The 12,469-nt window shown below is 51.1% G+C and carries 7 protein-coding genes; 4 read left to right on the top strand and 3 right to left on the bottom strand.

Annotated elements, in window-relative coordinates; all coding sequences use genetic code 11:
* Nucleotides 1-93 precede the first annotated feature (93 nt).
* Nucleotides 94-1,446, bottom strand: coding sequence for a dicarboxylate/amino acid:cation symporter (locus ACWAU4_RS14200; RefSeq protein ID WP_028781266.1), 1,353 nt, complete (start codon nt 1,444-1,446; stop codon nt 94-96).
* 220 nt (nt 1,447-1,666) lie between these two features.
* On the opposite strand from ACWAU4_RS14200, the gene ACWAU4_RS14195 reads away from it, so the two are divergent.
* Nucleotides 1,667-4,099, top strand: a complete 2,433-nt coding sequence (locus ACWAU4_RS14195) for an Ig-like domain-containing protein (protein ID WP_208124891.1) — start codon at nt 1,667-1,669, stop codon at nt 4,097-4,099.
* A 143-nt stretch (nt 4,100-4,242) separates the two neighbouring features.
* On the opposite strand, the gene astB is transcribed toward ACWAU4_RS14195, so the two are convergent.
* Nucleotides 4,243-5,577 carry an N-succinylarginine dihydrolase gene (astB, locus tag ACWAU4_RS14190; protein ID WP_115390165.1) on the bottom strand — a complete coding sequence of 445 codons (1,335 nt, stop codon included), beginning with the start codon at nt 5,575-5,577 and terminating at the stop codon, nt 4,243-4,245.
* 336 nt (nt 5,578-5,913) lie between these two features.
* Here astB and topA point away from each other — a divergent pair, with 336 nt between their 5' ends.
* On the top strand, nt 5,914-8,553 hold the full coding sequence (gene topA, locus ACWAU4_RS14185; RefSeq protein WP_454290304.1) for a type I DNA topoisomerase: 2,640 nt from the start codon (nt 5,914-5,916) through the stop codon (nt 8,551-8,553).
* Nucleotides 8,554-8,825: 272 nt separating this feature from the next.
* Here topA and ACWAU4_RS14180 read toward each other — a convergent pair whose 3' ends face one another.
* Complete coding sequence (locus ACWAU4_RS14180) at nt 8,826-9,605, bottom strand: hypothetical protein (protein ID WP_025011035.1); 780 nt, start codon at nt 9,603-9,605, stop codon at nt 8,826-8,828.
* Nucleotides 9,606-9,833: 228 nt separating this feature from the next.
* Between ACWAU4_RS14180 and cysB the strand changes: the two genes are divergently transcribed.
* On the top strand, nt 9,834-10,808 hold the full coding sequence (gene cysB / locus ACWAU4_RS14175; protein ID WP_208124890.1) for an HTH-type transcriptional regulator CysB: 975 nt from the start codon (nt 9,834-9,836) through the stop codon (nt 10,806-10,808).
* A 218-nt stretch (nt 10,809-11,026) separates the two neighbouring features.
* Complete coding sequence (gene hutW / locus ACWAU4_RS14170; protein ID WP_208124889.1) at nt 11,027-12,373, top strand: heme anaerobic degradation radical SAM methyltransferase ChuW/HutW; 1,347 nt, start codon at nt 11,027-11,029, stop codon at nt 12,371-12,373.
* Nucleotides 12,374-12,469: the final 96 nt, after the last annotated feature.

Here is a 12,469-nt window from a genome sequence, read left to right as displayed (position 1 = left end):
CCCTCTTTGTATTTCCACTCTTTTTGTTTTTGGTATCTGAAAGCCAAGCAGCAAGGGCTAACTTGGCTTTGATACCCAAATCCGGATTATCCCTTACATGGGAGTGTGGTGTTCCTTGTGAAAGCTGACATTGTTTTTGCCGGCTTTAGGGTCATTGAAGGTCTCTTCATTGAACTCATTTTCCGACTTGGCAATCACCACGGTTGCGACTGTATCACCTGTGACGTTAACCGCGGTGCGCACCATATCCAGCAATCTATCTACGCCGATAATCAGTGCTATACCATCTACCGGCAGGCCCACTTGATTAAGCACCATGGCCAGCATCACCAGACCCACTCCGGGTACCCCGGCTGTACCGATAGAGGCCAGGGTGGCCGTGACAACCACAGTGATATAGTCGGTAATCGTCAGGTCGATACCGTAAACCTGAGCGATAAACACAGTCGCCACACCCTGCATGATGGCGGTGCCGTCCATGTTGATGGTCGCGCCCAAGGGTAAGGTGAACGAGGCTATCTTATTATCTACGCCCAGGCGATGCTCGGCCGTTTCTATAGTGACCGGCAGGGTAGCGTTGGAACTGGCGGTACTGAAGGCAAATAGCTGCACGTCGCGCATTTTACGGATAAAGGTGAGGGGATTCAGCCCTGAAAGCAGATTGAGCAGCACTGGGTAGGTGACAAAGGCATGCACCAGCAGTACGCCCAGTACCACAAAGAAGTAAGCGACTACGCTGCTGAAGGTCTCCATACCGAGCGTCAATGCCAGTTTACCCATAAGGGCAAATACGCCATAGGGGGCCAGATGCATGATCAGGGTTACCACCTTCATGATTACCTCATTGAGGTCCTCAAACAGGGCGGCAACCCGCTTGCCCTTGTCACCCACATGAGAGATGGCGAAACCAAAGATCACGGCAAAGATGATGATCTGCAGCATATTGCCTTCACTCATTGCCTGCATCGGATTGGTGGGCACTATGTTGATTAACACTTCTGCCAGGCTGGGGGCATCTTTGGCCTCAAAGCTGTTACCTGCAGTAGGCATACTGCTATGTCCAGGATGCAGCAATACCGCCGCCATAATCGACAGTGTCAGGGCAACGGCTGTGGTAAACAGATAGAAAGCCAAGGTTTTACCCCCAAGGCGTCCCAGTTTTGAAGGCTCACTGAGTGAGCTGGTACCGCAGACGAGAGAGATAAATACCAGTGGCACCACCAGCATTTTCAAGCTGGAGATAAAGATGGTACCGACGACGTTGAGAAAACCTTCGGTGATGTAATCCTCAACAAAGATGAAGTAGGGGTCTTGCCGAACTTGTTCTGAGTTCAGGTCACCATCGGGGAAAAAATGTCTCAGAAGAAGGCCGAATAAAATACCGGCCGCCATCCCGATAAGGATCTTGCCGGTCAGGCCTATTTTCTTGGTTGGAGTGAATGCCATAAATCTTCCTGTTTAATTCTTGTACTTTTGTTATTTGGCGCACTAAAGCCTAGCAAGAAAGCTCTCCCGAGGAAATGATACGTGAGTTAAAGTTTTTGGCAAATAATGAGTCATATAGCGCATTTGTGCTGGAAATGTTTAAGGAAAATTGTGTAATGTTGCTCTATAAGTAATACACAAGCAGATTGTTCGTATTTATTGAGTAACAGGGAGTCTGACAATGAGGTCAGCGTTTAAGTTTTGCTTCACTTTATTATGTAGTTTTCTTTTATTTGCCTGTGGCGGTGGGGGCAGTATTTCAGATACCGGGGATGGCTCGACGCCGCCAACGGGAACAACAACCGTCACTCTGAATATTTCAGATCCCAATATTTCCGCAGAAAACCCTGCGACCTTAACTGCGACTGTCAGCAATAGCTTAACGGGAGCGTTGGCGGGGCAACTGGTGACTTTTACCCTAAGTAACGAAAACCTGGGCACCTTCAACCCAGCCATAGGCACAGCCCTGACTGATGCAGATGGCAAAGCCGTGATTTCGCTGGCAACGTCCAACATTGCCGGTGCCGGTACTGTTAGCGCTGCAATCAGCTCAGGAGAGTCTGCCTCGGTCGGTTTCACTATGAAAGGTGATGGCGGTCAAGCCGGAGGTGGCGCGCAAGTCACCTTAACTCTTACTGACGTTGATGGTAATACGACAGACAGCATTACCAGCACATCTCCCGGTATTCTTGTTGCCACAGTAACCGGCCTGTCAAAACCGGCCATAGTGACATTCGATGCCTCTTTGGGCGATCTCCCGATAAAAACTGCGATTACGGATGCCAACGGTAAGGCCAGCGTCAGTATTTATGCAGGAAGTACTCCAGGCGCCAGTTCTGCCACCGCCTCGTTGGCAACCGGTGAAAAGGCTGAGCATGTCTTTGTGATCGGTGCTTCAGATGTACAGATGGGGAGTGGTGATCCTTTTGTTTCCGGAAAAGCAGCAGTGAGTGCAGCGACTCTATCGGCGGGGGGTACCGCTACGATTTCGGTAATGTTGCAAGATAGCCAAGGTAAGCTGTTTACTGAACCTGTCGATGTGAGTTTTTCATCAACCTGTTCCAAAAAGACTTCTCCTGAAGCCGTAATTAGTAGCCCTGTAACGGCCATTAATGGCCTGGCGACCAGTACTTATCTGGCCAAAGGATGTGTCGGTGACGATAACATCACGGTTTCTGCCGATGTTGGTGGCAAAAACCTGTCTGCTACCGGGGTTGTGAAAATATTGGCAGCCGACGCCGGAAGCATAGTGTTTGTTGATGCTTCCCCTGAGAATATCGGTATCAAGGGTACAGGTTCGGATGAGTCCTCTATTATTCGCTTTAAGGTGTTGGATACCAATGGTAATGCTGTTGCCAACAAGGCTGTCAGTTTCAGCCTTAATACCGATGTAGGTGGTTTGAGTCTCAACCCGGCAACGGCGACAACCAATAACGAAGGGATAGTACAGACAGTTGTAAATTCGGGCACGGTAGCAACTACCGTTCGGGTGACGGCTGACATAGATGGGACCTCTCCGCTGATCTCCAGTCAGTCCAGTGTCTTGGTTATCTCTACCGGTAAACCGGATCAGGACTCCTTCTCGCTTTCGGCTGAAACCCTCAATGCCGAGGGATGGGATGTAGATGGCACGGCAGTGAAAGTAACTGCTCGTCTGGCCGATGCTTTCAATAACCCGGTTCCGGACGGCACGGCGGTTTACTTTACAACAGAGGGGGGCGCAATTACTCCTTCGTGTACCACCACAGGTGGTGTTTGCTCAGTGACTTGGACCAGCCAGAACGCTCGCCCTGAAGGCCAATTACTGGTCGATAACAGCGGCTCCCGTAACCCCATTGCGGAGCTTTCTGCAACCGGTGGCAACTTCTATGGCCAAAAGTATGGTGGCCGCGCAACCATCACAGCTACAGCCAACGGTGAGGAGTCTTTCCCGGATACCAATGGTAACGGCCGTTTTGACGCATCTGAAGTCGCTGCATTTCAAGGTACTGATGTCAGTGGCCAACCTTATGATCTGGCAGAGGCCTTTGTTGATCACAATGAAGATGGATTGTTCAATCCTCAGCAAGCCGGTGGTGAAATTGGCGGTGAGAATGAGGAACTGATCGACTTCGACAGCGATGGCGTATTTGACTCGGCCGATGGCAAATACAATGGTGTATTGTGCTCTATCCCTGCCCATGACGCTTGTGCCGATGGCATTAGTCATTCTCAATCCATCAACGTTCGTTCCAGCTTGGTGATGGTAATGTCTGGCAGCACGGCTTATGCTACCGACCCAGCCGACATCCGCATTATTGATCGTGACGGCGATAATCTGGGAGGTGACATTGATATCAACGGTAAATCGAGTGCGACAGTCCAGTTCACTATTTCTGACCTGCATAATCAGCAAATGCCATCCGGAAGTGTGGTGACCTTTACGACATCTGCCGGTTCGGTAGCCAGCTCAGGAAGCTATACTTGGCCCAGCTCCAATCACAACGGTGGCCGTCAATTCAGCGTAACCTTGAAGGGTGCAGATGAACCAGATTCAGGTTCCTTCATTGTTAAGGTCAAAACTCCTGGTGGTGCAGAAACCGAAGTCGTTAACTTGAAGGTCAATATTTATTGATAAAATCAAGTGACCCAAAAGGCGCCATCGGCGCCTTTTTTATCAAGAGTGTTTGTACATATCGATTGGTCTATAACGACTTGAAATACGCGCTATCTACAAAAAGACCACTCATTTGAGTGGTCTTTTCATTAAGAAGTTGCCTATCTCTGAAACTGATAGACACTACCGAGCTTCATTATCTGGGTCAGTTCATCCAGTGCGGTGCGAGACTCGACTATCAATTGTGGGTCGGCCAAGTCTGCGGGTAACAAGCGGTCGCGGTAGTGTTTGTCCACCCAGGCGTTGAGGCGAGTAAACAGGCTATCGTCGAGCAGTACATGCTGATTGATGGCTGCCAACTCGGCATCATTCATGGCGACCCTCAGGCGAAGGCAAGCCGGGCCACCACCGTTTTGCATGCTTTGTTTAACATCAAAGTATTCAACTTTCTGAATCGGAGTATCCAGAGTCAGCAGTTCATCGAGGTAGGCTTTTACCGCAGGGTTCTCTGCACAATCGGTTGGCGCTATGATGACCATCTTGCCATCACTCATACTCAAAAGTTGAGTGTTGAACAGGTAGGATTTTACCGCATCCTGAATACTGACTTTGGCGGTCGGTACTTCAATGAAATGGATATCACCTTCCAGCTTGGCCCGGATCTCGGCCAGCTTGGCCTTGGTATCGACAAAGGCTTGCTCGTGATGAAAAAGCACATTGCGGTTACCGACAGCAATCACATCATTGTGGAATACGCCTTGATCTATCACCTCAGGATTTTGTTGAATAAAGACAGTATTGTCTTCATCGAGACGATGTAAACGGGCGATAGCCTTTGAGGCTTCCAGCGTTTGTCTGGCGGGAAACTTCTTCGGCTTTATGGCCTGAGGGTTGGTAGCTTCCTGGCCGTAAACAAAGACTTCGACTCCGGCATGACCATATTCCTGACACAGGCGGGTGTGGTTGGCTGCGCCTTCATCACCAAAACTGCTGTGTTCCGGCAGGTGTTGGTGGTGTACAAAATAGCGACTGTCGCTGAAAATGGCCTTGAGAATGTTGCCTGTGGTTTGCGGCTCGATTGAGCGATGCAATTTATCCACCAGGTTGGCCGGGGTAAAGTGCACTCGGCCATCATGGGTATCGGCGCTTGGGGATACGGTTGCTGCATTGGCGGTCCACATGCTGGAGGCGCTGCAACAGGCTCTCAGAACCGCCGGTGCCTGCTCGGCGGCCTTCTGCAGTACTTCTTTATCGGTACCGCTAAAACCTATCCTTCGCAGCGTATGCAGATCGGGGCGTTCTTGCGGTGCCAGCATGCCCTGGATCATCCCCATGTCGGCCAGTGCCTTGGCTTTTTGTAATCCCTGCTTGGCCGCAGCCTTGGGGTTGGCTGCCTGGGCAGCATTGTTCAGGGAGGCGACATTGCCGAACGACAGGCCAGCATAGTTGTGGGTGGGTCCCACCAATCCGTCAAAATTCGCTTCAAAATGCTTCATTGCTTGTCCTTTTGGGGTATTTGAGGTTGTTATAGGGGCCCAATCCAGGCCCTGGACTGGCCCCAGTATACTTGAGCTCCTAGGCTTAACAAGTCGCCCCACAGGGTGGCAAAAGTGCTTTTTCATCACAAATGCATAACTATTACTTGCTTGCAGTGAAATAATGAAATATTAGTTTTTAATTACGCAATATTATTTTGTACAAATTTTTAACCCTGCTTAAAAATTGAGTCGCCGGTACACATAAAAGAGGGATTAACTTGAAAGTCCGAGGACAACCCTCTATATATGGTGCCAATTTTCACCGTTCTGAGATCGTTTGGCGCAAATCACACTATGGGTAAATCGCTAGTTATTGTCGAATCGCCGGCCAAAGCCAAGACTATCAACAAATATCTTGGTAAAGAATTCATCGTTAAGTCGAGTGTGGGTCACATACGTGACTTGCCGACTTCCTCCTCCGCCGACGCCAACGGCAAGGCAAAAAGCGCAGCCGAAGTGCGTAAGATGTCGCCTGAAGAAAAGGCCAAGTACAAGAAGGTGAAAGAGAAAAAGGCTCTGGTTGCCCGTATGGGGGTTGATCCTGAGCACGGCTGGAAAGCCAACTACCAAATTCTGCCTGGTAAGGAGAAGGTGGTAAAAGAACTGCAAGCGCTGGCCGATTCCGCCGATGAAATCTATCTCGCGACGGATTTGGATAGAGAAGGGGAAGCGATTGCCTGGCATCTGCAGCAGGTGATAGGCGGCGACAATTCCCGTTATAAGCGGGTGGTGTTCAACGAGATCACCAAGAGTGCCATCCAGGATGCCTTCAGCAAACCCAGCGATCTCGACAACAATATGGTCAATGCTCAGCAGGCTCGACGTTTCCTCGATCGGGTAGTGGGCTTTATGGTTTCGCCGCTGCTGTGGAAAAAGGTTGCCAGAGGCCTCTCTGCCGGACGGGTTCAGTCGGTAGCCGTGCGTTTGGTGGTTGAGCGGGAAGCCGAAATTAAAGCCTTCGTGCCTGAAGAGTTCTGGGATCTGCACGCCCAGTTGGCGACCGCTACCGATGATGCTCTGACCATGCAAGTGGTCAAGCAAAACGGCAAGGCATTTGAGCCGGTCAATCAAGCCCAGGCGCTGGCTGCTGTGGCAGCACTGCAATCGGCCAGTTATGAGGTGATCGGCCGCGAAGACAAGGCCACTCAAAGCAAGCCCAGCGCTCCCTTTATTACCTCAACACTGCAGCAGGCCGCCAGTACCCGTCTCGGTTTTGGGGTGAAGAAGACCATGATGATGGCCCAGCGTCTCTATGAGGCGGGTCATATCACTTATATGCGTACCGACTCTACCAATCTGAGCCAGGAAGCGCTGGATAACGTCAGAGCCATGATTGCCAAAGAGTTCGGCGACAAGTACCTGCCGGATGCGCCTATTCGTTATGGCAGCAAAGAGGGCGCGCAAGAGGCTCACGAAGCGATTCGACCTTCAGATGTCTCTGTAAACGCTGCGTCACTGACCGACATGGAGCGTGACGCTCAGCGGCTCTATGAGCTTATTTGGCGCCAGTTTGTTGCCTGTCAGATGACTCCGGCTCAATATGATGCCACCCGACTCACGGTCAAGGCCGGTGAGTTTGAGCTGAAGGCCAGTGGTCGCACCCTGAAATTCGATGGTTGGACCCGGGTACAATCTGCGGTCAAACGCAAGAATGAAGATGAAGTCACCCTGCCATATCTGGCGGAGGGCGATAAACTGGATCTGAAACAACTGGATCCCAAACAGCACTTTACCAAGCCACCGGCGCGCTACAGCGAAGCCTCTCTGGTTAAAGAATTGGAAAAGCGCGGCATAGGTCGCCCTTCCACTTATGCCACTATTATTTCCACCATCCAGGATCGGGGCTATGTGAAGGTGGAAAACCGCCGTTTCTACGCCGAAAAGATGGGGGAAATTGTCAGTGAACGTCTGGTGGAAAACTTTGCCAACCTGATGAACTATGACTTTACCGCCGGAATGGAGCAGACCCTGGATAACGTTGCTCAGGGGCAACTCGACTGGAAACAGGTGCTTGATGGCTTCTACAAAGACTTCACCAAGCAGTTGCAACATGCCGAGCTGCCACCGGAAGAGGGTGGTATGCGCCCCAACCAGATGGTGCTGACAGACATAGCCTGTCCTACTTGTGGGCGCCCCATGGGGATCCGTACAGGCACTACAGGCGTGTTCCTGGGATGTTCCGGCTACGAATTGCCCCCGAAAGAGCGTTGTAAGACCACGCTGAACCTGACTCCGGGTGAAGAAGCGATCAGCGAGAGCGAAGATGCCGAAACCGAGGCGCTCAGGGCCAAGCATCGCTGTGGCATCTGTGGCACCGCCATGGACAGCTACCTGTTGGATGAAACCCGCAAGTTGCATGTTTGCGGTAACAATCCTGCCTGCCCGGGTTATGAAGTCGAGAAGGGACAGTTCAAACTCAAGGGTTACGAAGGCCCGGTCATTGAATGTGACCGTTGCGGCAGCGATATGGAGCTGAAGAACGGCCGTTTCGGTAAGTATTTTGGCTGCACCAACAGCGAGTGCAAGAATACCCGTAAACTGCTCAAGAATGGCGAAGTGGCGCCACCCAAGGAAGATCCTATTCCATTGCCCGAGCTCAAGTGCAGCAAGTCAGACGCTCATTTCGTCTTGCGTGATGGTGCCTCGGGTATCTTTCTGGCCGCCAGCACGTTCCCGAGATCCCGTGAAACTCGGGCACCACTGGTCTCCGAGCTGGTGGAGTACCGCGAGTTGCTGTGGCCCAAATATCAGTTCCTGGCCGATGCGCCGGTGAAAGATGATGAAGGTAATCCGACTCTGGTGAAGTTCAGCCGCAAGACTAAAGAGCAGTACGTGGCCAGCGAAGTTGATGGTAAGGCAACCGGCTGGGTCGCCCACTATCGCGATGGCAAGTGGTTTGCTGAAAACAGCAAGAAAAAGAAAGCCAAGAGCTAAGCTCAACTGAATACTTGAGCTAATAACGCCCTGCAATTGCAGGGCGTTATTGTTTGTGAAAGTGTAAGTTGACCCTAAACGGGCTGTATCGGCAGCCTGGATTATTCGGAATAAATTAATCGAGATAGAATTGGCTGAGAGAACTTTGGGGATGAGTTACTTGGCTGGCAGAGTTCACTTGGCTAGGCAAAACCGACAGCAGCAACAAAAAGCACCCAAGAGGTGCTTTTTGTTGGAGTTTACCGGTAGTAGCTTAAGCTCAAGTTGACGGCTTACCACTTCTTCTTAGGCTGGAACAACACATCGATATCATCTTCATCATTTTTCTGTTTGGGGGCGCTGGGCTGAGCCATCTTTTGCGCGCCCATGATTTCATCGAGCAGTTGCTTGGCTTCATCCACTTTTCGGGCAATAAAGGGATCATTCGGAGTTTGTGCCTTGATGGTATGCAGGGTACTGAGTGCCTTGGTGACCATCTGCCTCGATGAGCCGTATTGTTTCATGTAACTGGCGGCGCGGGCGCGTGACAGCATGCTCTCCACATTGATCCTGAGTTGCAGGCTGTCAATGCGTCCTTCTTCAGCGGCAAATACTGTGGGATCGACTTTGCCCTTGTTATGCTCGGCGCGCAAAATCGCCTTGAGCTTTTTCAAGGTCTGTACCAGCACCAATACCTGACGATCGTTGTCAGGCAGGCGAAAGTTTTCAATGGCCGGTGTTTGAGGGCCGCTGCTTTGCAGATTGTTGATCAGCGCCTCAAGATCAGTCAGCCTCCGCTCATAATCCCCTTTCTGATTGGCTTTGCTCAGGGTAACGGCGATTCTTGCCGCATCCTGAATACGCTTGTAGAGCACCAAAACCATTTGTGAAGAGCAAGGGAACATGCCGGTATTGGAGAGGACTTCTTCGGTTTCGTCCAAAATAGCCCGTTGGCGAGCCAGCTCGGTACGACGTTCGGCCTCGGCTCGCTCTTTTTGTTGCTGAATAACATTGATGCCGATCACCAGCAGAAGAAGCGCGCCAATCAGCACCAGTACAAGAGTAAATGCCATAGCCTTTCCGTAAATTTTATAATTCTGTTAATGCTACAATAAATCAATAAACTAGCCTAGTTATCTTAGTCCAGCATGAGGTATCTGTCCTGAAGATAGTTCGCATTCGTGGCTATATTCCTGTTTGATTTAGTTATTGCTTTATACTATAACCATTGATTATAGATGTCCGGCATTACAACATTCAAATTCTGCTCCTGAATGGGGCAGGAATTCAAGGATCTAAAGATGAAACTGCAACAGCTCAGATATATTGCAGAAGTGGTCAATCACAACCTCAATGTTTCCGCTACCGCCGAAAACCTTTATACCTCTCAGCCAGGGATCAGTAAGCAGGTACGCATGCTGGAAGATGAACTGGGGATCCAGATCTTCGGTCGCAGCGGTAAACACTTGACCCATGTGACACCGGCCGGCGAGCAGGTCATCAAAATCGCCAATGATATTCTCGGTAAAGTCGAAAGTATCAAGAAAGTGGCCGAAGAGTACACCAAGCCGGATCAGGGGGAACTGAATATTGCCACCACAGATACTCAGGCCCGCTATGCTTTGCCGCAAATTATCCGCCAGTTTATTGAACGTTATCCCAAGGTAAATCTGCATATGCATCAGGGCACGCCATCGCAGATAAGCGAAGCGGCTGCTCGCGGGGACGCCGATTTTGCCATCGCCACCGAGGCGATGCATCTCTATTCCGACCTGATTATGTTGCCTTGTTACCACTGGAATCGTTCTGTGGTGGTATCCAGAGATCACCCTCTGGCCAGCCGCAGTCAGATCAGCATTGAAGAGCTGGCGCGCTTCCCCTTGGTCACTTATGTGTTCGGTTTTGACAAGGCCTCGGAAATTGAGCGTGGTTTCCATGGTGCCGGGCTTGAGCCCAGAGTTGTCTTCAGTGCCACCAGTGCCGATGTGCTCAAGACTTATGTCAGATTGGGTCTCGGGGTGGGTGTAATAGCTTCCATGGCGATTGATCCAGTGATTGACAAGGATCTGGTGGCTATAGACGCCAGTCATCTGTTTGCTCACAGTACCACTAAGATAGGCTTTAGAAAGGGCAGCTTCCTGCGTAGTTATATGTATGACTTTATTGAACGATTTGCGCCGCACCTGACAAGGGATGTGGTGGAAAAGGCGGTTACATTGCGTGATGCGCAGTTGATAGAGCAGATGTTCGCCGATGTCGAACTGCCGCTGCGCTGAGACCACTGCTTAACAGAACCGTCCACAAGTTGGGCGGTTTTTTATGCAGTTACAAGGTTGGAGAAGTAACTGCGATCATTGCACCTTGGGGATTTTTTGACGTTCTCACTAAGCTCTTGGGTAAATTTCAGGAGCCGCTTCACAGTCTGTTGATCTGAATCAAAATTATGGTAATGATATTTATTATCATTTAAGTCTGTCGTTCAACGGACTTTCCGATGATTTTCACTCCCTCCATGACGGGGATCGCCAGCCCATCCCCCTTGCAGTTTGCTTTTAGCCCAAAACGTGCGCCCCATTCCCATGGCGGAGTCAGAGTTGAAGCTCAGCTTGATGCCGGCCAATGGCACGAGCTTTGGCAGCAAACCTCGACCAGCAGCCAGCGTGCTCTTTATCTGCACATCCCTTTTTGCCGAAAACGCTGTAGTTTCTGTAACTTTTTTGAAAATGGCGCCAAGCCGCAAAGAATAGCCGATTATGTTGAAGCCTTGAGCGCTGAGCTGCGCCGCGCCGGCCAAAATCCACTGGTGCAAAGCAGGCCTTTCCAGGCCGTCTACATAGGTGGCGGCACGCCGAGCGACATGACGGCCAGCCAAATCGCACTTCTGCTGCGTTCACTGACTGATTTCCTCTTGAGTGATGATGTGGAAATCACCCTGGAGGGGCGTCTCAACGGCTTTGGCGACGATAAATGGCAGGCGGCACTCAATGGTGGGGTTAATCGCTTTTCATTCGGGGTGCAGAGCTTTGATACCCAGGTGCGTCTTGCCGCAGGGCGTCTGGACTCGAGGGAAAAGGTCATAGAGCGCTTACAGCAACTCAGCCGCCGAAATGATGCACCTGTTATTGCCGATCTTATCTTTGGCTTGCCCTTGCAAGATGAGCGGGTGTGGCAGCAGGATATTGCCGATGTGATTGAAAGCGGCATTCACGGAGTGGATCTGTATCAGCTGATAACCTTGAGTGGCAGCCGTATTCAGCGCCAGCAGCAGAGTGAGGCTGAAGCGCCGCGTGCTGACAGTGCTACTCGCGCGCGGATGTACGCTTATGGTGCCAAGACTCTTGAGGCTGGCGCCTGGCAAGCTTTGTCCTGTAACCATTGGCGCAGAGATGTCAGAGAACGCAGCCGCTATAACCATATGGCCAAAGCCGGCGCCGAGATCATTCCCTTTGGTGCCGGTGCCGGCGGTAACATTCTCGGGTATGGCATCATGTATGGCCGTGAGCTTTCGGCCTGGCAGCAGGCGCTGAAGCTAGGGATCCGGCCACCGGCCCATATTACAGCGCCTGTGCCCAAAGGATTTGCCGGCACGATTAAGGGCGCTCTGGACTCAGGCTCCCTGGCATTTTCTCTCCTGCCTGACAGTCTGGTCGGTCACTTGATGCCGCTGTTTTTACGTTGGCAAAGCCATGGTTTGGCCGAGCTCAGTCAAACGGCTTTGAAGTTGTCTCTGGCGGGGCGTTTTTGGAATGTCAGTATGCAGTCGGGCTTGTTTGAATACCTTGAGCGCAACCCGCCGGCGGAATATCCATCTGTTACACAGGAACGGGAAAATTGTGCTTAAGGTCTGCAAGCTATCAGAAAAAGAGGGTTACGGGCATAGGAAATCCTGTAAACAGGGGAGGCAGTAATGAGGCGTTGCCTGAGCAACGCCTCATAT

It is taken from the genome of Shewanella sp. FeAMO (genome assembly GCF_053653955.1).
Note: the sequence above shows the minus strand (reverse complement) of the source record. Positions and strands in the feature narration are given on the sequence as shown.